Source organism: Actinomadura sp. BRA 177, assembly GCF_013372625.1.
Classification (GTDB): domain Bacteria; phylum Actinomycetota; class Actinomycetes; order Streptosporangiales; family Streptosporangiaceae; genus Spirillospora.
The window spans coordinates 40,869-63,957 of record NZ_JABXFD010000355.1 but is presented as its reverse complement, the minus strand read 5'-3'; the positions used below and the strand labels follow the sequence as shown (position 1 = coordinate 63,957).

General features: G+C 71.3%; 23 protein-coding genes. 14 read left to right on the top strand and 9 right to left on the bottom strand.

What is annotated here, in order from left to right:
- Positions 1 to 130 precede the first annotated feature (130 nt).
- The 8 genes from HUX53_RS19930 (at position 131) to HUX53_RS19895 (ending at position 9,424) form a co-directional block, all read left to right on the top strand.
- Complete coding sequence (locus HUX53_RS19930) at positions 131 to 571, top strand: HAD-IIIA family hydrolase (protein ID WP_309237327.1); 441 nt, start codon at positions 131 to 133, stop codon at positions 569 to 571.
- Between the two features lie 134 nt (positions 572 to 705).
- Positions 706 to 2,109, top strand: coding sequence for an amidohydrolase (locus HUX53_RS19925; RefSeq protein ID WP_255205435.1), 1,404 nt, complete (start codon positions 706 to 708; stop codon positions 2,107 to 2,109).
- A gap of 252 nt (positions 2,110 to 2,361) precedes the next feature.
- The gene (locus tag HUX53_RS19920; RefSeq protein ID WP_255205430.1) at positions 2,362 to 3,426 is read left to right on the top strand and encodes a BMP family protein; all 1,065 of its coding nucleotides are present in this window, start codon (positions 2,362 to 2,364) and stop codon (positions 3,424 to 3,426) included.
- Between the two features lie 112 nt (positions 3,427 to 3,538).
- The gene (locus tag HUX53_RS19915; RefSeq protein WP_176404717.1) at positions 3,539 to 5,077 is read left to right on the top strand and encodes an ABC transporter ATP-binding protein; all 1,539 of its coding nucleotides are present in this window, start codon (positions 3,539 to 3,541) and stop codon (positions 5,075 to 5,077) included.
- The gene (locus HUX53_RS19910) at positions 5,074 to 6,387 is read left to right on the top strand and encodes an ABC transporter permease (RefSeq protein WP_217919630.1); all 1,314 of its coding nucleotides are present in this window, start codon (positions 5,074 to 5,076) and stop codon (positions 6,385 to 6,387) included. Before HUX53_RS19915 ends, HUX53_RS19910 begins: the two co-directional genes overlap by 4 nt.
- A complete protein-coding gene (locus HUX53_RS19905; protein WP_176404716.1) occupies positions 6,384 to 7,739 on the top strand; it encodes an ABC transporter permease in 1,356 nt (451 codons plus the stop codon). The genes HUX53_RS19910 and HUX53_RS19905 overlap by 4 nt, the downstream gene beginning before the upstream one ends.
- 5 nt (positions 7,740 to 7,744) lie before the next feature.
- The gene (locus HUX53_RS19900) at positions 7,745 to 8,149 is read left to right on the top strand and encodes a cytidine deaminase (protein ID WP_176404715.1); all 405 of its coding nucleotides are present in this window, start codon (positions 7,745 to 7,747) and stop codon (positions 8,147 to 8,149) included.
- 3 nt (positions 8,150 to 8,152) lie between these two features.
- Positions 8,153 to 9,424, top strand: coding sequence for a thymidine phosphorylase (locus tag HUX53_RS19895; protein WP_176404714.1), 1,272 nt, complete (start codon positions 8,153 to 8,155; stop codon positions 9,422 to 9,424).
- A gap of 16 nt (positions 9,425 to 9,440) precedes the next feature.
- Here the strand turns inward: HUX53_RS19895 and HUX53_RS19890 are convergent, their stop codons facing one another.
- The 3 genes from HUX53_RS19890 to HUX53_RS19880 form a co-directional block, all read right to left on the bottom strand.
- Positions 9,441 to 10,463, bottom strand: a complete 1,023-nt coding sequence (locus HUX53_RS19890; protein WP_176404713.1) for a zinc-dependent alcohol dehydrogenase family protein — start codon at positions 10,461 to 10,463, stop codon at positions 9,441 to 9,443.
- Between the two features lie 164 nt (positions 10,464 to 10,627).
- On the bottom strand, positions 10,628 to 11,131 hold the full coding sequence (locus HUX53_RS19885; protein WP_176404712.1) for a hypothetical protein: 504 nt from the start codon (positions 11,129 to 11,131) through the stop codon (positions 10,628 to 10,630).
- Between the two features lie 10 nt (positions 11,132 to 11,141).
- A complete protein-coding gene (locus HUX53_RS19880; protein WP_309237326.1) occupies positions 11,142 to 11,945 on the bottom strand; it encodes a metalloregulator ArsR/SmtB family transcription factor in 804 nt (267 codons plus the stop codon).
- A 245-nt stretch (positions 11,946 to 12,190) separates the two neighbouring features.
- Here HUX53_RS19880 and HUX53_RS19875 point away from each other — a divergent pair, with 245 nt between their 5' ends.
- The 3 genes from HUX53_RS19875 to HUX53_RS19865 all read left to right on the top strand — a co-directional run bounded on the left by HUX53_RS19875 (position 12,191) and on the right by HUX53_RS19865 (position 15,591).
- Positions 12,191 to 12,775, top strand: a complete 585-nt coding sequence (locus HUX53_RS19875; protein ID WP_176404711.1) for a TetR/AcrR family transcriptional regulator — start codon at positions 12,191 to 12,193, stop codon at positions 12,773 to 12,775.
- Positions 12,776 to 12,779: 4 nt separating this feature from the next.
- Positions 12,780 to 13,235 (top strand): TIGR03618 family F420-dependent PPOX class oxidoreductase, encoded by a 456-nt coding sequence (locus tag HUX53_RS19870; protein ID WP_176404710.1) that lies wholly within the window; start codon positions 12,780 to 12,782, stop codon positions 13,233 to 13,235.
- Positions 13,236 to 14,079: 844 nt separating this feature from the next.
- Positions 14,080 to 15,591: an acyl-CoA dehydrogenase family protein gene (locus tag HUX53_RS19865; protein ID WP_176404709.1), complete on the top strand. Its 1,512-nt coding sequence runs from the start codon at positions 14,080 to 14,082 to the stop codon at positions 15,589 to 15,591.
- A gap of 6 nt (positions 15,592 to 15,597) precedes the next feature.
- Here the strand turns inward: HUX53_RS19865 and HUX53_RS19860 are convergent, their stop codons facing one another.
- From HUX53_RS19860 to HUX53_RS19835, 6 genes are all read right to left on the bottom strand, one after another.
- Positions 15,598 to 16,179 carry a GAF domain-containing protein gene (locus HUX53_RS19860; RefSeq protein WP_309237325.1) on the bottom strand — a complete coding sequence of 194 codons (582 nt, stop codon included), beginning with the start codon at positions 16,177 to 16,179 and terminating at the stop codon, positions 15,598 to 15,600.
- Positions 16,180 to 16,205: 26 nt separating this feature from the next.
- A complete protein-coding gene (locus tag HUX53_RS19855; protein ID WP_176404708.1) occupies positions 16,206 to 16,790 on the bottom strand; it encodes an ATP/GTP-binding protein in 585 nt (194 codons plus the stop codon).
- Entirely contained in the window at positions 16,771 to 17,136 is a 366-nt protein-coding gene (locus HUX53_RS19850) for a DUF742 domain-containing protein (protein WP_176404707.1), read from the bottom strand. Before HUX53_RS19850 ends, HUX53_RS19855 begins: the two co-directional genes overlap by 20 nt.
- A complete protein-coding gene (locus tag HUX53_RS19845) occupies positions 17,133 to 17,567 on the bottom strand; it encodes a roadblock/LC7 domain-containing protein (RefSeq protein ID WP_176404706.1) in 435 nt (144 codons plus the stop codon). Before HUX53_RS19845 ends, HUX53_RS19850 begins: the two co-directional genes overlap by 4 nt.
- A 30-nt stretch (positions 17,568 to 17,597) precedes the next feature.
- Positions 17,598 to 19,163, bottom strand: coding sequence for a sensor histidine kinase KdpD (locus tag HUX53_RS42580; RefSeq protein WP_176404705.1), 1,566 nt, complete (start codon positions 19,161 to 19,163; stop codon positions 17,598 to 17,600).
- 495 nt (positions 19,164 to 19,658) lie between these two features.
- Entirely contained in the window at positions 19,659 to 20,426 is a 768-nt protein-coding gene (locus HUX53_RS19835) for a TetR/AcrR family transcriptional regulator (RefSeq protein WP_176404704.1), read from the bottom strand.
- Between the two features lie 131 nt (positions 20,427 to 20,557).
- Between HUX53_RS19835 and HUX53_RS19830 the strand changes: the two genes are divergently transcribed.
- From HUX53_RS19830 to HUX53_RS19820, 3 genes are all read left to right on the top strand, one after another.
- Positions 20,558 to 21,523, top strand: a complete 966-nt coding sequence (locus HUX53_RS19830) for an ATP-binding cassette domain-containing protein (RefSeq protein ID WP_176404703.1) — start codon at positions 20,558 to 20,560, stop codon at positions 21,521 to 21,523.
- On the top strand, positions 21,520 to 22,314 hold the full coding sequence (locus HUX53_RS19825) for an ABC transporter permease (protein ID WP_176404702.1): 795 nt from the start codon (positions 21,520 to 21,522) through the stop codon (positions 22,312 to 22,314). The genes HUX53_RS19830 and HUX53_RS19825 overlap by 4 nt, the downstream gene beginning before the upstream one ends.
- A gap of 186 nt (positions 22,315 to 22,500) precedes the next feature.
- Complete coding sequence (locus HUX53_RS19820) at positions 22,501 to 23,073, top strand: hypothetical protein (protein ID WP_176404701.1); 573 nt, start codon at positions 22,501 to 22,503, stop codon at positions 23,071 to 23,073.
- Positions 23,074 to 23,089: the final 16 nt, after the last annotated feature.

Genomic DNA, 23,089 nt, shown 5'->3' with positions numbered 1-23,089 from the left:
CTGACCAGGGGGTCGTCGGGGTCGAACAGCACCACGCGCGGCCCGCCCCAGCTCCCCGCCCGCCGCGATCTGGCACCGGCTCCGGGGCCTCTCCGTCCACCGGCGGGCGGGGAGCTGGGGCGGGCCGCGCGTGGTGCTGTTCGACCGCGACGACACCCTGGTCAGGGACGTCCCGTACAACGGGGACCCGGCGCGGGTCGAGCCGATGCCCGGCGCGCGCCGCGCCCTCGACCGGCTCCGCCGGCACGGCGTCCGGATCGGCGTCGTGTCCAACCAGTCGGGGGTCGCCAAGGGGCTCATCGGCGCCGGGGACGTGCGGCGCGTCAACGCCCGCGTGGAGGAGCTGCTCGGCCGGATCGACGTGTGGGAGTTCTGCCCGCACGACGACGGCGACGGCTGCGCGTGCCGCAAACCGGAGCCCGGCATGATCGAGCGGGCCGCGGAGCGGCTCGGGGTGCTGCCGTCCGACTGCGCCGTGATCGGCGACATCGGCGGCGACATCGAGGCCGCCGCGGCGGCCGGCGCGCGCGGCATCCTCGTGCGGACCGGGCGGGCCCGGCCGGCGCCGTGAACCCGGAGGCGGGCCCGGCCGGTCGCGTGAACGCTTCGCCGCCGAAGAGCGAACAAGTAGCAGAGAACATTCCCGAGAACGACACCACCACCGGGCGGACGCCGTCCGGCTCCGCCGTCGCGCAGGGGGCGCAGATGACACATCCGGGACCCGGGGTGATGCCCGGCCTTGAACCACCCACCGTCGCGGACCCCGTGGACCGGGCCGCCGGCGCCGCCGGCGGCCTGAACGGGGCCGCGGCAGCAGGCGAGGCCGCGCCCGTGGCCGCCCGCCCGGCGACCGTGCCCGCGGTGCTCGGCGGCGCCGTCCTCCAGCCGGAGCTCGACGCGTTCCTGGCCGCGCACGAGGACGAGCTGATCGCGTTCCGCCGCGACCTGCACGCGCACCCCGAGCTGGGCTACGCCGAGCACCGGACGACCGCGAAGATCGCCGAGCGGCTGCGCGCGGCGGGCCTCGACCCGGTCGTCCTGCCCAAGGGCACCGGCCTGTACTGCGACATCGGCCCCGCCGACGGCACCACGGTCGCGCTCCGGGCCGACATCGACGCGCTCCCGCTGCACGACGAGAAGGAGGACGCCCCCTACCGGTCGACGGTCCCGGGCGTCGCGCACGCGTGCGGCCACGACGTCCACACCGTGATGGTGCTGGGCGCCGGCCTGTTCCTCGCGCAGCAGGCCGAGGCCGGGCTGCTGCCGGGCCGGGTCCGGCTGCTGTTCCAGCCCGCCGAGGAGACCCCCGGCGGCGCGCTGGACGTGATGGCCGCCGGCGGCATCGCGGGCGTCGACCGCGCGTTCGCGCTGCACTGCGACCCGCGCATCGAGGTCGGCCAGCTGGGCCTGCGCACCGGCCCGATCACCGCCGCCTGCGACAAGGTCTACGTGAAGGTCACCGGGCCCGGCGGGCACACCGCCCGGCCGCACCTGACCGCCGACCTGGTGTACGCGCTCGCCAAGATCGTCACCGAGCTGCCGTCCGCGCTGTCCCGGCGCGTCGACCCGCGCTCCAGCCTGTCCCTGGTGTGGGGGCGCGTCTCCGCCGGGTCCGTCGCCAACGCCATCCCCGACGACGGGATCGCCGAGGGCACCGTCCGCTGCCTGGACGACGAGGCCTGGCACCGCGCGCCGGAGATGATGAAGGCGCTGCTCCAGTCGGTCGCCGCCGCCTACGACGTGGAGGCGTCCCTGGAATACGTCCGGGGCGTCCCGCCGACCGTGAACGAGGCGGCCAGCGTGCAGATGTTCCGCGACGCCGCCGCGCAGGTCATCGACGAGGAGGGCGTCGTCCCCACGCCGCAGAGCCTCGGCGGCGAGGACTTCGGCTGGTACCTGGAGTCGATCCCCGGCGCGCTCGCCCGGCTCGGCGTCCGCACCCCCGGCTCGTCCGGCGAGTACGACCTGCACCGCGGCGACTTCGACGTGGACGAGCGCTGCATCGCGGTCGGCCTGCGGGTGCTCGGCGCCACCGCGCTGACCGCGCTGTGGGAGGGCGGCCGTCCCGGCGACGCCGAGCAGATCGGCGAGGGCGCGACGCTCGCCTGACTCCCCGGTAACGATCACTGCGCGTGACCTTCCGTCCCCCACCAGTACCCCCGTGCCGCGGCGCGTCCGCGGCCCCGCCCGAGACGCCGACGTCACCGCTGACCTGTGGCGATATGCGTACGCATTGGTAACGGACCTGTTGCGAATCGGTGCAGGCGGGAAGTTTGCCCTCTTTCGCGGGGTAGCGTCCGATCGATTTCGGTGACCGGACCGGTCGCTGGACCGTGGGTGGGGAACGGAAGGAGCGCTACCTTGCGCCGTGGACTGAAGATGACACTCGTCGCCGTGACGGGTGCGGCGCTGACGCTCAGCGGCGCCTCCGCGTGCGGTGGCAAGAAGGCGGACACCGGTGGCGGTGGTGACGAGGGCGGCAAGAAGACCCTGAAGGTCGGCCTGGCCTTCGACATCGGCGGCCGCGGTGACCAGTCCTTCAACGACTCGGCCGCCGCCGGCCTGGACAAGGCCAAGAAGGACCTGAACCTGCAGACCGAGGAGATCTCGGCGAAGCCGGACGAGCCGGACTCCGACAAGGAGTCCCGCCTGCGGCTGATGGCCAACAAGGGCTACAACCCGATCATCGGGGTCGGGTTCGCCTACACCACCTCGATCGTCAAGGTCGCCAAGGACTTCCCCGACACCAAGTTCCTCGTCGTGGACGCCGACCAGTGCAAGGTCGAGGGCGCGAACGTCAGCGGCTCCTGCTTCGCCGAGGAGCAGGGCTCCTTCCTGGTCGGCGCGGCGGCGGCGCTGAAGTCGAAGACGGGCACGATCGGCTTCATCGGCGGCGTCAACGTGCCGCTGATCCAGAAGTTCCAGGCCGGCTACGAGGCGGGCGCCAAGGAGGCCAAGCCGGACATCAAGATCCTGCCGGCGAAGTACCTGACGCAGCCGCCGAACTTCAACGGCTTCAAGGACACCAGCCTCGGCAACGAGGCCGCCAAGGGCCAGCTCGACCAGGGCGCGGACGTCATCTACCACGCCGCGGGCGGCGCCGGCATCGGCGTCATCAAGACCGTCGGCGCGGCCGGCAAGTGGGCCATCGGCGTCGACTCCGACCAGTACAACCAGCCCGCGGTCGCCGGGGTGAAGGAGCACATCCTCACCTCCATGGTCAAGCACGTGGACGTGTCGGTGTTCGACTTCGTGGAGAGCGTCGCCAAGGGCACGTTCAAGGCCGGCACCAAGACCTATGACCTCAGCAACGACGGCGTCGGCTACTCCACGTCCGGCGGCAACGTCGACGACATCAAGGCCAAGCTGGACGAGCTGAAGGCCAAGATCGTCAGCGGCGAGATCAAGGTTCCGACCAAGCCCTGACCCGGCGGACCGGCCGCGCGCGGCACCGGGAGCCACCCCGCCGGGTGGCTCCCGGTGCCCGCCGCGTCCCCCCGTCGTCGACAGCGCGTCCGAGGCAGGAGGAGGGGCACTCGTGCCTGACCAGGTGCCGGCCGTTCGGCTGACATCGATCACCAAGCGGTTCCCCGGAGTGGTGGCCAACCGCGACATCAACCTCACCATCGAGCGCGGCGAAGTCCACGCGCTCTGCGGTGAGAACGGCGCCGGCAAGTCCACGCTGATGAAGATCCTCTACGGGATGCAGCGGCCGGACGAGGGCACCATCGAGGTCGGCGGCGAGCAGGTCTCCTTCCGGACCCCGGCCGACGCGATCGGCCGCGGCATCGGCATGGTCCACCAGCACTTCAAGCTGGCCGACAACCTGACCGTGCTGGAGAACGTGGTCCTCGGCGCCGAGCCCCGCGCCAAGGGCTGGCGGCGCGGCCGGATCGACTTCGCCGCGGCCCGCGCCAAGATCAAGGAGATGTCGCAGGCGTACGGGCTGCGCGTCGACCCCGACACGCTGGTGGAGAACCTCGGCGTCGGCGAGCGGCAGCGCGTGGAGATCCTCAAGGTCCTGTACCGGGGCGCCCGCGTGCTGATTTTGGACGAGCCGACGGCCGTGCTCGTCCCGCAGGAGGTCGAGGAGCTGTTCGGCAACCTGCGGGAGCTGCGCGCCGAGGGCCTCACCGTGCTGTTCATCTCGCACAAGCTGGACGAGGTGCTGACCGTCGCCGACACGATCTCGGTGATCCGGCGCGGCACCACCGTCGCGACCCGGCTCGACCCCCGCGAGGTCACCTCGCGGCGGCTGGCCGAGCTGATGGTCGGGTCCGAGCTGCCGACGCCGGAGCTGCGCGAGTCGACCGTCACCGAGGACCTCCAGCTGGAGGTCGGCGGGCTGACGGTGCTCACCTCCGAGGGCCGTCCCGTCGTGGACGAGGTGTCGCTGCGCATCCGCCGCGGCGAGATCGTCGGGCTGGCCGGCGTCGAGGGCAACGGGCAGACCGAGCTCATAGAGGCGATCATGGGGATCCGCGCCGCGGACTCCGGCACGATCGTCTACGGCGGCGAGGACATCGTGCACTGGGCGACCCGGCGGCGCCGCGAGGCCGGCATCGCCTACATCCCCGAGGACCGGCACCGGCACGGGCTCGTCCTGGAGGGCACGCTGTGGGAGAACCGCATGCTGGGCCACCAGACGCAGAAGCCGAACGTCCGCGGCCCGTGGACGGACCGGCGCGGCGCCCGCCGCGACACCACCCGGATCGTCCGCGAGTACGACGTCCGGACGCCCGGCATCGAGGTGCCCGCCGCCGCGCTGTCGGGCGGCAACCAGCAGAAGCTGATCGTCGGGCGGGAGATGTCCGGCGACCCGCGGCTGCTGATCGCCGCGCACCCGACGCGCGGCATCGACGTCGGCGCCCAGGCCGCCATCTGGGACTACCTGCGGCAGGCCCGCGCGGACGGGCTGGCCGTGCTGCTGATCAGCGCCGATCTTGAGGAACTCATCGGAATGTCCGACACCCTGCACGTGATCCTGCGGGGGCGGCTGGTCGCGGAGGTCGATCCGCGGACCGTCACCCCCGAGGAGCTCGGCTCCGCCATGACCGGCGCGGGCGGCGCCTCATGAGCGGGCCGAAGGACCCGGCGCCGCCGGACGAGGAGCCGTCCGTCCCGGAACAGCGCGAACCGGACGCGTCGGAACGGCCCGACACGCCAGCCGAGCCGCCGAAGTCCGGCGGGACGGCGACCACGCCGGGCGCCGCGGAGATCGCCGCGGTGCCGTCGTGGAAGGCGATCCTGCGCGGGCTGGGCCCGACCGGGCTCGGGCTGAAGATCGGCGCACCGGTGCTGGCGCTGCTGATCTCGCTCGGCATCACGATGATCCTGCTGCGGATCACCGGCGCCGACCCGGTCAGCTCCATCCAGAGCATGGTCGACTACGGCACTACAGAGCACTCGCTGGTCGACATCGTCAACCGCGCGACCCGCTACTACCTGTCGGCGGTCGCGGTGGCGATCGGCTTCCGGATGGCGCTGCTGAACATCGGCGTGGACGGCCAGTACCGGATCGCCGCGTTCCTCGCCGCCGCGCTCGGCGGCGCGATCACGCTGCCCGCCCCGTTCGGGCAGCTCCTCGTCATCGTCGCCGCGATGGTCGTCGGCGGGCTGTGGGCCGCGATCGCGGGCGTGCTGAAGGTGACCCGCGGGGTCAGCGAGGTGCTGTCCACGATCATGCTGAACGCGATCGCGACCGGCGTCATCGCCTACCTGCTGAACGACAAGCGGCTCGCCGAGGTCCGGCCGGGCAGCAACAACGTCGCGACCGCGCAGATCCCCGAATCGGGACGGGTCGGGCCGCTGAACGGGTTCCTGAACTCGATCGGGATCAACCCGCCCAACGACGTGTACGGGCTGCTGCCCCTCGCGGTCGTCGTCGGGATCGTGTTCTGGGTCGTGATCAACTACACCCGGTTCGGGTTCGACCTGAAGATCTCGGGACTGTCGGCGTCCGCCGCGCAGGCCAGCGGCGTCAACGCCCGCCGCATGATCGTCTACACGATGGTCGCGTCCGGCGTGGTGGCCGGCCTGATCGGCATGCCGGAGCTGCTCGGCGCGTCCTACGAGTACTCGCTGAACTTCCCGGCCGGGCTCGGCTTCACCGGCATCACGGTGGCGCTGCTCGGCCGCAACCATCCGGCCGGCATCGCGCTCGCCGCGCTGCTGTTCGCGTTCCTCGACCAGACCTCCGACGTGCTCCAGGAGGTCGACGTGCCGAAGGAGATCGTCGGGGTCATGCAGGGCGTGGTCGTGCTGACCGTCGTCATCGTGTACGAGCTCGTCCGGCGCTGGGAGATCCGGCTGCAGCAGCGGGCCGTCGCCGCCGAGCTGGCCACCGGCCACGACCTGGCCCGCGAGGCCGCTGGGAGCGCCTCATGAGCGCCGCGACCGAGACGGTGGCCGCCAAGAAGGCCGGACCCCGCAAGATCCGGCTGCGCTGGCCGCACTACGCGCTGATCATCTCCGGGCTGCTGGTGCTGCTGTCGCTCGTCCGGGTGATCGACGACGCCGACCCGGTGACGTCCAGCGGGACGGTCAGCGCCGCGCTGCGCCTCGCCGTGCCGATCTTCCTCGCCGGCCTCGGCGGGCTGTGGTCGGAGCGCTCCGGCGTGATCAACATCGGCCTTGAGGGCATGATGATCCTCGGCACCTGGACGGGTGCGTGGGCCGGCTACCAGTGGGGCCCGTGGATCGGCGTCCTCGCCGGGATCATCGGCGGCGCGCTCGGCGGTCTCCTGCACGCCATCGCGACGGTGTCGTTCGGCGTCGACCACATCGTGTCCGGTGTCGCGATCAACATCCTGGGCCTGGGTCTGACGCAGTTCCTGGCCGGGCTGATCTTCGACACGGGCGAGGCGAAGGCCCTGGGCGGCGGCCCCCGGCAGTCTCCACCGGTCGATCCGATCATGACATTGACGTTGCCGGTGCTGTCCGGCGGCAAGATCGGCGGCTGGCAGAGCCCCGACTGGCTCGGCGCGCTGGAGGACCACCACTGGTTCCTGCTCTCCGACATCGCCGGCATCGTCCGCGGGCTGACCAGCGACATGTCGCTGCTGACCCTGGTGGCGCTGCTGCTCGTCCCGCTGAGCTTCCTGATCCTGTGGCGGACCCCGTTCGGCCTGCGCATCCGCTCCTGCGGCGAGGACCCGTACGCCGCCGAGTCGCTCGGCGTGCAGGTGTACCGGATGAAGTACGCCGCGGTGGTCATCTCCGGCGCCTTCTCCGGCCTGGCCGGCGCGTTCCTCGTCACCGTCGCCGCCCCGCTCTACCAGGACGGCCAGACCAACGGCCGCGGCTTCATCGGCCTCGCCGCCATGATCTTCGGCAACTGGCGTCCCGGCGGGCTCACCGCGGGCTCGCTGCTGTTCGGGTACACCGACGCGATGAACGTGCGCGGCGGCGGGCAGTCCGTCCACGCGCTGCTGCTGTTCGTGGCGCTGCTGCTGATCGGCGTCGCGGTCTGGCAGGCGCTGCGCGCGGGCCGGCTGCGCCCGCACGCCGCCACCGACCTGGCCCGCCGCGAGGTGCGCAACGCCTACCTCGGCGCGGCGCTGGCGCTGCTGTCGGCGGTCGGGCTGTTCGCCTGGTTCCTGCTGAGCGAGGTCGTCCCCGGCGAGCTGGTCTCCTTCACGCCGCACCTGACGACGCTGCTCGTCCTGGCCCTGGCCAGCCAGCGGCTCCGCATGCCCGCCGCCAACGGGCTGCAGTACCGGCGGGGCGAGGCAAGATAGCGCTTATGGAGATCGACTGGCCTGCCCTGCGCGACGCCGCGCGGGAGGCGATGACGCGCGCGTACTGCCCGTACTCCGGCTTCCCGGTCGGCGCCGCCGCCCTGGTGGACGACGGCCGGATCATCACCGGATGCAACATCGAGAACGCCTCGTACGGGGTCGGGCTGTGCGCGGAATGCTCGCTCGTGTCGGCTTTGCACGGCCCGGGCAAGTCGTCGCGCCCGCGCCTCGTCGCGGCGTCGGTCGTCGACAAGCACGGCGACCCGGTGATGCCGTGCGGGCGCTGCCGCCAGCTCCTCTGGGAGCACGGCGGCGCCCCGATGCTGCTGGAGACCGTCCGCGGCATCCTGCCCATGTCGGACGTCCTGCCGGACGCGTTCGGCCCCGACGACCTGATCGAGAGAGCGTGATCCGTGGACGCCATCGACGTCATCCGCGCCAAGCGCGACGGGGGCGAGCTGACCCCCGCGCAGATCGACTGGGCCGTGGACGCCTACACGCGGGGCGCGATTGCCGAGGAGCAGATGTCGGCGCTGGCCATGGCGATCCTGCTGAACGGCATGACCCGTCCCGAGGTGGCGCGGTGGACGGAGGCGATGATCCGCTCGGGTGAGCGGATGGACTGGTCGGCCCTGGACCGTCCGACGACCGACAAGCACTCGACGGGCGGCGTGGGCGACAAGATCACCCTGCCGCTGGCGCCCTTGGTGGCGGCATGCGGCGCGGCCGTCCCCCAGCTGTCGGGCCGTGGCCTGGGCCACACGGGCGGCACCCTGGACAAACTGGAATCGATCCCGGGCTGGAAGGCGTCCCTCTCCAACGCGGAGATGCTGGACGTCCTGCGTTCCGCCGGCGCGGTGATCTGCGCGGCGGGCAGCGGCCTGGCCCCCGCCGACCGCAAGCTGTACGCCCTCCGCGACGTGACGGGCACGGTGGAGTCGATCCCGTTGATCGCCTCCTCGATCATGTCGAAGAAGATCGCCGAGGGCACCGGCGCACTCGTCCTGGACGTGAAGGTCGGCTCCGGCGCCTTCATGAAGACCGTGGACAACGCCCGCGAACTGGCCGAAACCATGGTCGCGATAGGCACCGACCACGGCCTGCGCACGATCGCCCTGTTGACCGCCATGGATCGCCCATTGGGCAACGCGGTGGGCAACGCCGTCGAAGTAGCGGAGTCGGTCGAGGTCCTGTCCGGCGGCGGCCCGTCCGACGTGGTCGAACTGACCCTGACCCTGGCCCGCGAAATGCTGGCCGCCGCCGGCCTCACGTCGAAGGACCCGGCCGACGCCCTGAAGGACGGCTCCGCCATGGACGTCTGGCGCCGCATGATCACCGCCCAGGGCGGCGACCCCGACGCGGCTTTGCCGTCCGCCCGCGAAACCCACACGATCAAGGCCCCGTCCTCCGGCGTCCTGACGACCTTGGACGCCTACGGAGTCGGCGTGGCGGCCTGGCGCCTGGGCGCCGGCCGAGCCCGCAAGGAAGACCCGGTCTCCTTCGGCGCCGGCGTGATCTGCCACGCCAAGCCGGGCGACCCGGTGCAGGAGGGCCAGCCCCTCCTGACCCTCCACACCGACGACGAATCCCGCTTCCCCCGCGCCCTGGAGTCTCTGGACGGCGCCTACGAGATCGCGGAGTCCGGCCCTTCCCTCCACCCCTTGATCATCGACCGCATCTCCTGACGCCTCGGCTCGCGGCTCAGGGGCGCAGGAGGGCCTTGATGGAGCGGCGTTCGTCCATGGCCTTGTAAGCCTCGGCGGCGTCCGCCAGCGGGAGTTCGAGGTCGAAGACCCTGCCCGGATTGATCTCGCGCCGCCAGATCAGGTCGATCAGTTCGGGCAGGAACCGGCGCACCGGAGCGGGTCCGCCGTGCAGGTGGACCTGGGAGTTGAACAGCGCGCCGCCGCTGAGCTTGACGCCGTGGGCGACCCCCACGAAGCCGACGTGGCCGCCCGGACGGGTGGACCGGATGGCCTGCCGCATCGACTCGTCCGTGCCGACCGCCTCGATGACCGAGTGCGCGCCCAGTCCGCCGGCGAGGTCCTTGAGCGCCGCGACGCCGTCGTCACCGCGCTCGGCGATGATGTCGGTGGCGCCGAACTCGGTGGCCAGCTTCTGCCGGTCGGCGTGCCGGCTGAAGATCACGATCCGTTCGGCGCCGAGCCGCCGGGCGGCCAGCACGCCGAGCAGGCCGACCGCGCCGTCACCGACGACCGCGACGGTCTTCCCGGGACCGGCCTCGGCGGCGACCGCGGCGAACCAGCCGGTGCCCAGCACGTCCGAAGCGGCCAGCAGGTCGGGGATCAGGTCGGCGTCCGGATCGCCCGGCGTGGCCACCAGCGTGCCGTCCGCCCAAGGGATCCGGGCCCGCTCCGACTGGGTGCCGACCTGAGACATGAACACCCGGTGGACGCAGGACGAGGGATAGCCGGAGCGGCAGATCTCGCAGGTGCCGTCAGAGGCCACGAACGAGCCCACGACGAACTGGCCGGGCCTGACGGTCTTCACCTCGCTGCCGACCTCCTCGACCACGCCGACGTACTCGTGCCCCATCGGCATGGGCCGATCGACGGGCTCGGCGCCGCGGTAGGGCCACAGGTCCGACCCGCACACACAGGCCGCCGTCAGCCGGATGACCGCATCGGTCGGCTCGATGACCTCGGCGTCGGCGATCTCCTCAACCCGAACGTCCCCCGGAGCGTGCAGCACAGCAGCGCGCATGAAAATCCTTCTCCCTCGCCATCACAGTCACCCAGGTAAGCACTACCCATCAAACCGCCCCAGCCGACCGGCCCCTATGCCGGTCCCCGTTCGGGATGTGCGCCCCGACCGCGTGAGCGGGCCAGGGCAGCTGCACTGGCTTGCGTCGGTGGACGCCGGAGAGGTCACATCGCGGGTTCGGTCGGGGTGTGTGCTGGTAGGAGGGCCAGGAGTTGTTGGGTGTGGCCGGGGAGTTCCAGTTCTGCGATGCCGTTGAGGATGTCGCGGAGCGACGTGGGCTGGTCGAGTCCGACTTTGCCGTTCGACAGCAGCAGGGTGGGCAGCGATGTGTTGAGTTCGGTTTCGCTGAGCATTGCTCCCAAGGCGCACAAGGCTTCTGCTTGAAGGGTGATGCGCTCCCGGAGCCCCGTGTTGCCGCCGGCGAGCGTGATGACTCGGTCGAGGGTCCAGGGGTCCTGCGCCAGGCGGTTGTCGTAGGTGGTGACCATGCTCGTGGCGGCGGAGGAGACGGCCGCGATGGTGGCGGTGTTGATGAGGACGACGTGCGCCAGGTTCTGGTCGGCGTTCCATTCGCCGGGCGGCGGGACGGGGTCGCCGGAGTCGGCCACGGTGGCGGCGGCGTCCAGTAACGTCCCGTAGGCGTTCCGGAGTGGTGTGGTGTCCAGCATGACTTCCTCCTCAGGTGTGCGCTTCGGACATTTCCCAGGGCGCCTGCGGAAGGACGTCGCCGGTCTCCAGCAGCGACTTGAGGTTCGCCAGAACGGCCGGCCAGCCCTGCGAGATGCCGTTGAGCATCTCCTGGTTGGCGAGCTTCTCGTGCGTCACCGTGAGCCGGACGATGTCCTGGTGCGGCTCCACGAGGAAGGTGACGACCGACGGCTCGCGCGGCGGGTCGAGGTCGAGGCTGTCCTCGAAGGTGATGACGAGGCTGGTCGGGGGCTCGGCCTTGAGCACCCGGCCGACGACGTCGACGGCGCCTGACCCGTCGACGCGCTGGTGCTCCCAGGTCGAGCCCGGCTGCCAGTCCGAGACGTTGGCGTGGCCCCAGAAGCGGGCGGTCAGGTCCGCGTCCGTCAGGGCGTGCCACACCTGCTCCGCGCTCGCGCGGATGTAGGTGACGTAGACGTAGGTCGGCACGGATGTGGATTCGCTGGTCATGGCGTACTCCTCTGCCTGGTGCTTGATGGCGCTGAGCGCTTGCAGGCGGGGCTTGTCGAACACGGAGATCCAGCGCTCCTCGATCTCGTGGATCGGCGCCGGATTCAGGTAGTGCAGTCGTTCTCGTCCACGCCGCACGACGGTCACGAGGCCGGCCCGCACGAGGATGTCGAGATGCTGCGTCGCCGACTGGCGCGCCATGTCCAGGCGTTCGCACAGTTCGCGCAGCGTCTGTCCGTTGTGCTCGCGCAAGCGGTCGAGCAGCAGGCGCCGCGTGGGATCCGCCAGCGCCTTGAAGACCGAGTCCATCGCTTCACCGCTCACCCGCCCATTATGCAGGCATCTGCCTGCCTATTGTCAATGCCGAGCCCCCGGCCCGGCCAGGCCGGCGTCTTAGCGGGACGTCCGGACGGTGGCGAAGGAGGCCCGTGCCTCGCCTCCAGGCGCCTGCCAGGTGCAGGTGACCTGGTCGGCCGGCGCCGCATGCGAGCCCGGACGCAGGACGTGCGCACGTCCCTGCAGGAGGGCCCCTCTGGCAGGCCTGGAGGTGGGCGGCTAGAGTTAGTTAGGTGTCCAACTTAGTGCGGCGGGGCAAGCGGGAGCGGCTGGTGGGGGCCGCGGCCGAGCTGGTGTACCGCAAAGGGGTGCAGCGGACCACGCTGGCGGACATCGCGCAGGCGGCGGACGTCCCGTTGGGCAACGTCTACTACTACTTCAAGACAAAAGACGAGATCATCGCCGCCGTCGTCCAGGCGCGCGTTGACGACCTTGAGGCCGCCTTCGCCGCGCTGGAGCGTGCGCATCGCGGCCCGGCGTCCCGGCTGAAGGCGCTCGCCGGGGTCGTGGCCGGGCAGGGCGACTCGATCGCCCGGTCCGGCTGCCCGTACGGGACGTTGTGCTCCGACCTCGTCAAGCGGGCCGAAGGTGTGGAACCGCTGGCGGCCCGGCTCATGCGGGTACTGCTCGGCTGGGCCGAACAGCAGTTCCGCTCCATGGGACGCCCCGACGCGCACGACCTGGCGGTGGATTTCGTCGCGGCCTACCAGGGCGGCGCCGTGCTCGCCAGCGCGCTGGGCGAACCGGAGCTCATCGCCCGCCAGGCCGGACGGCTCGAACGATGGATCGACGCGCTCGCAACACCAGAGGAAGGCTGAACCAATGGTGACCGATCTTGCCGGCTTCGCGGAGTTGGTACCGCTCGACCACGGCCTGTGCGTGGTCAGCACGCTGCGGGGCGATGGCGGCGTCCAGTCGTCGGTGGTCAACGCCGGGGTCCTGGACCATCCGCTGCGGGACGGACGGGTCGTCGGGCTCGTCGCCACCGGCGGCTCGCGGAAGCTGCACCATCTGCGGGCCGACCCGCGGGCCACGATCGTCGTCCGGGCCGGCTGGCGATGGGCGACCGTCGAGGGGGACGCCGAGATCATCGGCCCGGACGACCCGCACCCCGACGTCGACGGCGAAGCGCTGCGGCTGCTGCTGCGGGACATCTTCCGTGCCGCCGGCGGTACGCATGACGACTGGGACACCTACGACCGGGTGATGGCGGACGAGCGACGGGCCGCCGTGCTCATCGTTCCGCGCCGCGCCTACACCAACCAGCAGACTTCATGACCCGTCCCTGAAGCCACGGGACGGCGACCGTCCCGGAAGTCTGCAGTGCGAACGGCAGTGACAGGCGCGATATTGGACGATTTTGTTGGTGGGAGCGGATTTTGCTTTGGTAACGGGGGGCGGCGCTACCGGTCACTTGCTTCTGGAAGCAGAGCCGGAGAGGCTGACCGGGTTCCTTACCGGGCCGCCGAAAACCGTTACTCGGTGGGTATGAATCTCGGGAAGATGTCCGCAATAACGGTGCGGCTAGGGATTTGTATCGGGTGAGGGAGCCCTGCGTCCGGCTCGGTGGCGGGGGCTCTCCTAGATCGAATCATTCGTGATCCAGCATTCCGGACAGGAACTTTGCGCGGGTGGTCGCGTTGCTGTCAAGTACCCGTGCCGGAGGGGCGCCGGTGAGCTGGGTGCCGGTGAGGTTGGCGGGGCTGAGCTGCACATTCGTTGTGCTGCGGGTGCGGCCTCGGGGGCGGTTCGCCCGGCGTGCGGCGGCGGGCGGGCAAGCGGGGAGGGTATCCGCATGGGGGAGAGATCGTTTCCCACATGTCACACGCATAGCTAGTTGCACATTAAACTCTTCAATCCCAAGCCGATCATCACGGCACTGCGGGCACGGCCGGAACATGGCTTCCAGTCCCGAATCGTCTGTGGCTGATTACGGTCAGGCAGAGACGCCTTGCGTCTGGTGATCGTTCGTTTCAGTATGGCGTGAGAGTTTCACGCGAGCGATCGACGAGGAGGTTCGCGCGGTCGGCTTAGGTCGATCGGGCAGCAGCGTGTTTTCTGATCACCCGGAATCTCGCGACTTCCCCCTGCACCGACATGCCCACCCGTGAGAGCGGACACCATGACGAATGCCCAGCTGTACCTGTCGACCAACGATTTCATCGCCGGTATCAAGGCCGTCGCCTCCCGGTTCGACACCGCGAGCTACCCCCAGCAGAACCTTCCGGCGGACGACTGGACGCTGCTGACCCGGGCCGGCGTGCTGCTCCCGACGCTGCCGCGGGAGTACGGCGGCCGTGACAGCCATGTCGAGATGTGCCGGGTCGTGGAGGCGATCTCCGAGTACAACCTGCCGCTCGGCATGTACGTCACGGTCATCACGGGGGTCGCGCTGCGGCCCATCGCGCTGTGGGCGAGTGACGAGGCGAAGCGCGAGGTCCTGCCGCAGTACGCGGGCGGCGATCCCATGGTCGCCGGGTTCGCCTCGACCGAGCCCGGCTGCGGCTCGGCCATGTCCGGCATGACCACCACGTTCGAGGAGGCCGGGGACGGCTTCCGGATCCGCGGCCGCAAGCACTGGCAGGCGTTCAGCTCCAGCGCGCACTGGTGGCTGGTCAGCGCGAAGAACGACGACCGCGGCCGCGAGTACGGCTATTTCATCGTCAAGCGCAGTGAGGGCTTCCGCACCCTGCAGCCGTACGAGCCGCTCGGCCTGAAGGTGATCGACTACGGGCTCAACGAGATCGACGCGGTCGTCCCCCGGCACCGGCGCATCCAGGCGGACGGGCGCAACCTGAAGCCCATGGTCGAGATGCTCATGGCGTCCCGGGCGATGATGGCGGCGATGGGCTGCGGGTTCCTGCGCCGCCTCAGCCGCGAGGCGCACGCCTACGCCGACCGGCGCCGGATCGGCCCGGGGCCGCAGTCGGCGATCCGGTTCGTCCGGTACCGGCTGGCGGCGATCGACACGTCCTACACGATCTGCGCGGCGCTCAACGACTTCCTGCAGACCGAGCTGGACATGAAGTCCGACATGCTCGGCGCGTTCCCCGCCGTCCAGGCGATCAAGACGGTCGCCACCGAGCGGATGCTCAGCGCGGCGCACCACTACCAGCAACTCGCCGGCGGCGAGGGCTACCGCTGCGGGTCGCCGACCAACATCTCCGCCCAGGCGTTCCTGGACGCCCGCGTCTACACCATCTTCGACGGCACCAACGACCTGCTCAGCCAGCAGCTCACCGAGTACTGCCTCGCCCGGACGGACGGCCTGCCGCTCAGCAAGTTCCTGGCCGAGTGGCCGCTCACCGCGTCCGCGATCACCGCGCAGGGGCTCGACCTGGGCTTCCTCGACCGCGATCTCCGGCAGGAGCACCTCGTCCTCGCGGGCCGCGCCATCGGGTACGCGTTCGCGATCGGCCAGGTCATGCGGTGGGCGGGCCGGCCGGGCGCCGACGCCGGGCGGGCCCGGGCGGCGATCGAGTTCCTCAAGGCCGACATCGCCGGTGTCGCCACGGAGTTCGGGCTACTGTCGTCCGGGGTGCTCGGCATCGAGGACGGCGCCGTCCCGCCCCCGGCCGGGGCGCGGTTCTCGCGGTCCGTGCCGGTGCCCGCGACCGCCCCGGCCGAGGCGTGACCGGCGTCAGCCCAGCCGTTCCTCGCGCCGCCGGATCAGCTGGACGAGTTCCGCGGCCCGCTCCTTGATGAGGTTCAGCCCCGGGTGACCCCACGGGCGCGGCTCCTGGTCGATGATGCAGATCGTGCCGAGGGCCGTGCCCGTGCGGTCGATGAGCGGGGCCCCGACGTACGTCCGGATGCCGAGCTTGTCGACGACCGGGTTGCCGGCGAAGCGCGGGTAGTCGCACACGTCGTCCAGGACGAGGGCCTTGCGCCGGACGACGACGTGCGGGCAGTAGCCGTGGTCGAGCGGCACCTCCCGGCCCAGCTGGACGGCGCCTCCCGCACCGGCGCCCGGGTCTTCCGGGGCGTACAGCCCGGCGAGGAACTGGTGGTCGGTGACGAAGTTGACCATCGCGAACGGCGGGACGCCGGTGCCGACGAGGCGCCGGGCGGTCTCGGCGAGGTCGCGGGCGAACGCGTCGAACTCGGGATCGGGCGCCTGCCCCAGGCCGAGCTCGCGCAGGCGCGCGACGCGCTTGGGGACGTCGTGGTCGACGGGGGTCAGGAGGTGGCCGGCGGGCTCGTACAGGGGCTCGTGCGTCACGGGAATCTCCAAAACAGGCGGCGGGGTCAGGCGGACGGGGCGGGGACGGCGGCGATGAGGTGCCGGATCAGGGCGCGCAGCACCGCGGTGGCGGACCGGCCGTCCCGGGCGTCGCACAGCACGATCGGCACGCGCGGATCGAGTTCGAGGGCGGCCCGCACCTCGTCGGCCGTGTAGCGGAACGCGCCGTCGAACTCGTTCACCGCGATGAGGAACGACGTCCCCCGGTTCTCGAAGAAGTCGACGGCCTCGAAGCAGGCGTCCAGGCGGCGGGTGTCGGCGAGGACGACGGCGCCGAGCGCCCCGGCGCACAGCTCGTCCCACATGAACCAGAAGCGCTGCTGGCCGGGCGTGCCGAACAGGTACAGGACGATGCCGTGCTGCTCGATCGTGATCCGGCCGAAGTCGAGCGCGACGGTCGTCGTGGTCTTCTGCTCCACCCCGCCGAGGTTGTCGATGCCGACGCTCGCCGTGGTGATGAGCTCCTCGGTGCTCAGCGGCTCGATCTCGCTCGCCGCGCCGACGAACGTCGTCTTCCCCACGCCGAAACCACCCGCGATGAGGATCTTGACCTGGGTCGGGAACACCTCATCAGGCTCGTTGTAGGCCATCGAGCAGCTTCTCCAATAGGTCTCGGTCGGTGAGGTCGGCCACGGGACGCGGCGCTCGGGTGGTCATCGCCCGCCAGTGCACGAGGTCGGCGAGGATCACCTTGGTGACCGCCACCGGTAACCGCAGATGCGCCGCGACCTCGGCGACGGACGTCGGCGTGCGGCACAGCTCCAGCGCCGCGGCGTGCTCGGGGTCCAGCGACGCGGGGGTGGGGCCGGAGGCCACCACCAGGGACAGCAGGTCGAGGTCGACGACCGGGCGGGTACGGCCGGCGATCACCGCGTACGGGCGCACCAGCGGCCCCGCGTCGTCGTCGAGCCAGAACTCGTCCTCGCCGACGGTCATAGCGACGCGTTCGGGTTGCTCGCCGTGGGCGCCGTCCGCGCCGCGGTGCCCAGGAACGGCCGGACGGACTTGATCAGCCGGGCCATCTCGAACCCGACGACGGCCGGGTCGGCCTCCCCCTTCGCCAGCACCGCCAGGACGGAGTTGTAACCGGCCCACGAAATGAACAGCTGGCTCGACTTGAGTTCCGTCACCACCTGCCGGACCTCGTTGCTGCCGTCGAATCTCGTTCCCGCGCTGCGCGCGATGGAGAAAAGGCCGGAGGCGAGCGCGGCGAACTGTTCCGCGGTGGCGCGGTCGAATCCGTGGGCGGCCTTCAGCATCCCGTCGGAGGACAGCAGCACGCTGCCGCGGATGACCGGAACCTCCTCGCCCAGCCCCCGCAGCAGCCAAGCAAGATCCTGAGCCTGGTTAGGGGAGACAGCACTCAATGGACGCTCCTTATCGCTCGTGAAGTTTCGTCAGCCCGCGCTATCGGCGCCATCCGCGACGTCATCCTCCTCGGCGCCGCGCACACCCCGCTGGAATGCCGCCATGAGACCGGGATCGTGTTCGATTTCGTCATCGTCCTGCTGCTGCGGCTCGGGTGGATTGACCAGTTCGGGCGCCAGGTTCGCCTGGACGCGGCGGCGCGGCAGCGACGGCCGCTCCCCGCTCTCCTCCGGGCCGGCGCCGGGATCCCGCTCGCCGGACCGCGCGGGCAGCACCCGACGCTCCGCACCTGCGGCGGTCGGCTGCGGAGCCGCGTGCTGCGCCGCGTGGGCGGGGACGGCATCGCGCTCGCTCGGACCCCAGCCGGCGTCGTCGCCGGACCCGAAGCCGGAAAGGGCCGCCGAGGGCGGCGGTGGCGCGGCGGCGGCGACCGCCACCGGAACGCGCTCGGCCTGCGCCGGCTGCTCCTGCGGCCGGGCCTCGGCTTCTTCCTCTTCCTCCGAACCGACTATCGCCGTCGGCACGATCACGACGGCCTGGGTGCCGCCGTAGAGATTGTCCTGGAGCTGGACGCGGACGCCGTGCCGCCGGGCGAGCGCGGCGACGACGAGCAGCCCGATGCGCCCCTCCTGCAGCAGCTCGCCGGTGCCGGCCCGGTCGGGGTCGGTGAGCACCTCGTTCAGCCGCCGCTGGGTCTCGCGCGGGACGCCGAGGCCGCGGTCCTCGACCTCGATGGCCAGGCCCGCGCTGACGGCGTCCACCCGGATCAGCACCTGGGTGTGCGGCGGCGCGAACTTGGTGGCGTTCTCGATGAGCTCGGCGAGCAGGTGGATGACGTCGGCGACCGCGCGGCCGTCCAGCGTCCCCTCGACGGGCGGCACCACCTTGACGCGGTTGTAGTGCTCGACCTCGGCGATGGCCGAGCGCAGCACCTCGTACACCGTCACCGGCCGGCTCCACTGGCGGCGCGACGCGGCGCCGCCGATCACCGCGAGGCTCTCGGCCTGGCGGCGCATGCGGGTGCTGAGGTGGTCGACCCGGAACAGCCCCTTGAGCAGGTCCGGATCCTCGACCTGGTTCTCCAGCTCGTCGAGCCCCTGGATGGCGCGGTGGGCGAGCGACTGCATCCGCCGCGCGAGGTTCACGAAGACGTCGACCCGCTGGTCGGTGCCGCCCGCGGACTCGCGTTCCGCCATGTCGAGCACGGCGTTCCACGCCTCGCCCTGCGCCTGCCGCAGCTCGTACGCGAGCCGGACGAAGGGGTCGCTGGAGTCGGTGGCCGGGACGTCCTCGCTGCGCGGCGCGGTCTCCCCGGCGCCGACCCGCTCCACCAGCTCCTGCAGGCCCCGCCGGCCGCGCGCGATCGAGAACCACAGCTCGCCGAGCCGCCGCTGGACGTCCTCGTGGCCGCGAACGGACACCCGCGACTGCTGCCGGTCCACCCGGCGGGTCGCCGCGTCCGCCGCGAACACAGCCGCGCCCAGGGTGAGCACGACTCCCACGGCGAGAGCGGCCAGCACGAGATTCGTCCGGCGCGTCGCGACGTCGCCGCTGTAGAGCGCCGCCACCGCGGCGACGCCGAGAACCACCGCCACCGCCGCGGGAAGGACGGAAATGCACAGGTGAAAGGACCGAATGTTGCTCTGGCGGCGGGTACCGCGCGCCGGATGCCTGCCGTGTCGCCGGAAATCCTGGCGCTCGGCGTCGGCAGCAGGTTCGGAGAAAACAGACATCGGCGTCCTCAGCACGGTCGACGGCACGGCAGGGGTCACATTACTGAGTAAGACGTACTGATACGGGTACAGTGCGTATCTAGGCTGACACAACGCAGGATCGGGCAAGCGGGGATTGCCGAGATTCCGGAGAATCCCGGACCGATTTCAGCAGACCCATCCCGCCATGCCCATTTCGCCCGAATTCGACCAAATGTACGACCGTATTACGAACGCCCGGCTCTACCCCCGCGGTGCCCGGCGTCGGCCATTCCCCTTCACCCCCGGTCGCGGCACCTCGCGCGCGTAGGCGGGCCTTGTCCACTGCGCACGTCGTGGACGCGGTCGCCCGCCAGGCCGTTCAGCGCGGCCGCGACGCTATTCGCCGGCCTGCCGGGCGTCGATGAAGGTGGCGAAGCCGTCGTGGAGGCGGGTCAGGCCGAACTCGAAGACCTGCTCGTAGGAGAAGTCGAACGTGTTGTCGGCGAGGTCGGCCATGGTGGGGAAGTCGCCGCTGTTCAGGGCGGTGACGATGGTCGGTTCCTGGGCGGACCAGAACTCCTCGTTGCTCACGCCCGTGCGCGCCTCGGCCCGGATCTCGTTGATGTACCGGCGGGCGACGCCCTCCACGTAGTCGCTCTGGGTGCTGATCATCATGAGCAGGGTCCGGTCGTCCACCCCGATGGGGCGCAGTTTGGCGATGAGCACGTCCAGGCCGCGCATGGCGTTGGGGCCGAGGAGCGGACGGCTCTGGTCGACGAACGGGTACCAGGGGTGGTCCAGGCACAGCCGCCAGTGGCGGTGGGCCTCCGCCGCGAAGATCTCACGCCAGCCGCCTTCCGCGTCCTCGTCCTCGTCCGGGACGCCGATGACGTGGTCGAGCATGAGGTCCAGGAGTTCGCTCTTGCCGGGGACGTAGCGGTAGAGCGACATGGTGCCGACGCCCAGGCGGGTCGCGATCGAGCGCATCGACAGGGCATCGAGGCCCTCCGTCCGGGCCAGCTCGTCGGCGACCTCGACGGCGGCGGTGATGACCCGGTCGAGGCTGAGCGCGGGCGGCCGGCCGCGGGGAGGCCGCGTCGTGTCGCCCCACAGCAGCTTCAGGCTCCGCCCGAGGTCGCGGCCGTCGCCGTGCTCCGTCGTCATCGTCCGTCCTGGTCGTCGGTGCCCCCTGCGTACGGGACATGACGCTACCGCCCCGCGCCGCGGTCCACTCCAGCCACTTTGGGTATGGTGTACGCTAATTTGCGTATGGCATACGCGAAAAGGGAGGCGGCATGCCGGAGAACGCGATCCTCGCCGCGGGGGTCCGCAAGAGCTACGGGACGAAACGGGCGCTCGACGGCTTCGACCTCGCGGTCCCGCCGGGCATGGTCTACGGCCTGCTCGGCCCGAACGGCGCGGGGAAGACGACCGCCGTGCGCATCCTCGCCACGCTCGTCCGGCCGGACGGCGGCCGGGCCGAGGTCGCCGGGCTGGACGTCGCCGCGCGGCCCCGGCAGGTGCGCCGGCGGATCGGCCTCGCCGGGCAGCACGCCGCGCTCGACGAGGTCCTGACGGGACGGCAGAACCTGCGCATGTTCGGCCGCCTCTTCCACCTGGGCCGGCGGCGCGCGGCCGCCCGCGCCGATGAGCTGCTGGAGCAGTTCGGCCTGGTGGAGGCCGCCGACAAGGGAGTCAAGGAGTACAGCGGCGGGATGCGCCGCCGGCTCGACCTCGCGGCCTGCATGATCCTCGCCCCGGACGTGCTGTTCCTGGACGAACCGACGACCGGGCTCGACCCGCGCGGCCGGAACGAGGTGTGGCGCGCCGTCCGATCGCTCGTCGCGCGCGGCACGACCGTCCTGCTGACGACGCAGTACCTGGACGAGGCCGACCAGCTCGCCGGGCGTATCGCCGTCCTCGACCAGGGCCGCGTCATCGCGGACGGCACGCCGCGGTCGCTCAAGCGGCTGATCGGCGGGGACCGGGTCGAGGTCGTGCTGCGCGACCCGGCGGACCTGCCCGCGGCGGCGGCGGTGGTCGCCCGGGTCGCGTCCGCCGAACCGCGGATCGACGCGGCGGCGGCACGGGTGCACGCGCCGGTCGCCGACCGGGTGGCCGCGCTGACCGAGGTCGCCCGCACCCTCCAGGACGACGCCATCGCCGTCGAGGACATCGGCCTGCGCCGTCCCACACTGGACGAGGTGTTCCTGCGGCTCACCGGCCACCGCACCGACGACGAAGAGAAGGTGACGGCATGACCGCGCGGCTCTACTGGGCCGTCGCGGACTCCTGGACGATCGTCCTGCGCGGCCTGCTGCACTACGTCCGGCAGCCGGGCAACATCGCCTGGCAGCTCGGCTTCCCCATCGTCTCGGTGCTGCTGTTCGGGTACGTCTTCGGCAGCGCGATGTCGGTTCCCGGCGGCGGCGACTACCGCGAGTTCCTGATGCCCGGAATGTTCGGCATGACGATGGCGATGGGCTTCATGAACACCGCCTACGCCGTCGTCTACGACAGCGGGCGCGGCGTCACCGACCGGTTCAGGTCGATGCCGATGGCGCCGTCGGCCGTCGTGACGGGGCGCGGCGTCGGCGACCTGATCGGCGCGACGCTCGACCTGCTCGTCCTGGCGCTGACGGCGCTGGCGATCGGCTGGCGCTCGAACGGGGGCCTGCTCGGCACGCTCGCCGCCTTCGGGCTGTTCCTGCTGCTGCGTTTCGCGCTGATCTGGATCGGCGTGCTGCTGGGCCTGCTAGTGCCGAACGAGGAGGCGGCGGGAAGCCTCTTCGCGGTGGCGTTCCCGTTCGCGATGATCTCCAGCGCGTTCGTGGCGCCGTCCCTGATGCCGGACTGGCTGGGCGCGATCGCCCGGTGGAACCCGGTGTCGTCGACGGTGACGGCGTCCCGCGAGCTGTTCGGCAACCCGGCCGCGACCGGCGGCACCTGGATCGAGCAGCACGCCCTGCTGATGGCGGTCGTCTGGCCGCTCGCCATCACGGCCGTCTTCCTGCCGCTCGCCGTCCGCCGCTACCACCGCCTGAGCCGCTGACGCCCGCAAGAAGGTGACGACTATCACATCAACTTTCGGCGGGGAGATTCTGATCTTGGGTGCCGTCGCCATTGAATGGAAAAGGTCCGAACCAACCCGGTGGACGCCTCATCGTATGAGGGCATAAGGGCACGGTGCCAGGGCCGAAAGTCGAGTAAGCCGCCGTGTCGTATACGGGGAGAAAAGATGCGACGTGGAAAGGCGGCCGTTTTCGGCCTCGTCCTCGGCGGCATGACGCTCGGACTGGCCGCGCCGGCGATGGCGGACGGCGGTGACGTGCTCTTGCAGCCGGGCCAGGCCCACCCCGGCGACAAGATCACCGTGGTCGGCAAGAAGTGCGACGTGGACGGCGAGGCCGGCTCGCTGGCCTTCGTGGGCGGGGCCGTCCCGCTGAACGGCGCCGAGGAGGTCGACGGCCGGGCGGGGCTCGCGACCATCAAGCCGGACACCGACCCCGGCGAGTACACGGTGCAGGTGCGCTGCGGGAACCACCGGTCGATCGGGTACCTGAAGGTGCTGGAGGCCAAGAAGCCGCAGCCCACGCCCACCACCACGGCGCACCCGACGCCGACGGGCAGCGCGCATCCGACGCCCATGGGCAGCGCGCACCCGACCCCCAGCGGCGGGGCCAAGACCGGCTTCGGCGGCGGGTCCGATGGCGCGAACATCGTGCTGCTGGCCGGCGGCGGGGTGCTGCTGCTGGGCGCGGTCGGCGCCGGCGGCATGGCCGCCCGCCGGCGGAGCGGCACCGACGCCTGACATCGGCGGCCGCCTT

Excerpts from the sequence above, each read along its gene's own strand:
- HUX53_RS19830 (WP_176404703.1), top strand. The coding sequence starts at position 20,558 with ATGCCGGAGAACGCGATCCTCGCCGCGGGGGTCCGCAAGAGCTACGGG.
- HUX53_RS19835 (WP_176404704.1), bottom strand. The coding sequence starts at position 20,426 with ATGACGACGGAGCACGGCGACGGCCGCGACCTCGGGCGGAGCCTGAAG.
- HUX53_RS19825 (WP_176404702.1), top strand. The coding sequence starts at position 21,520 with ATGACCGCGCGGCTCTACTGGGCCGTCGCGGACTCCTGGACGATCGTC.
- HUX53_RS19925 (WP_255205435.1), top strand. The coding sequence starts at position 706 with ATGACACATCCGGGACCCGGGGTGATGCCCGGCCTTGAACCACCCACC.
- HUX53_RS19855 (WP_176404708.1), bottom strand. The coding sequence starts at position 16,790 with ATGGCCTACAACGAGCCTGATGAGGTGTTCCCGACCCAGGTCAAGATC.
- HUX53_RS19890 (WP_176404713.1), bottom strand. The coding sequence starts at position 10,463 with ATGCGCGCTGCTGTGCTGCACGCTCCGGGGGACGTTCGGGTTGAGGAG.
- HUX53_RS19910 (WP_217919630.1), top strand. The coding sequence starts at position 5,074 with ATGAGCGGGCCGAAGGACCCGGCGCCGCCGGACGAGGAGCCGTCCGTC.
- HUX53_RS19870 (WP_176404710.1), top strand. The coding sequence starts at position 12,780 with ATGGTGACCGATCTTGCCGGCTTCGCGGAGTTGGTACCGCTCGACCAC.
- HUX53_RS19850 (WP_176404707.1), bottom strand. The coding sequence starts at position 17,136 with ATGACCGTCGGCGAGGACGAGTTCTGGCTCGACGACGACGCGGGGCCG.
- HUX53_RS19905 (WP_176404716.1), top strand. The coding sequence starts at position 6,384 with ATGAGCGCCGCGACCGAGACGGTGGCCGCCAAGAAGGCCGGACCCCGC.
- HUX53_RS19820 (WP_176404701.1), top strand. The coding sequence starts at position 22,501 with ATGCGACGTGGAAAGGCGGCCGTTTTCGGCCTCGTCCTCGGCGGCATG.
- HUX53_RS19900 (WP_176404715.1), top strand. The coding sequence starts at position 7,745 with ATGGAGATCGACTGGCCTGCCCTGCGCGACGCCGCGCGGGAGGCGATG.
- HUX53_RS19865 (WP_176404709.1), top strand. The coding sequence starts at position 14,080 with ATGACGAATGCCCAGCTGTACCTGTCGACCAACGATTTCATCGCCGGT.
- HUX53_RS19885 (WP_176404712.1), bottom strand. The coding sequence starts at position 11,131 with ATGCTGGACACCACACCACTCCGGAACGCCTACGGGACGTTACTGGAC.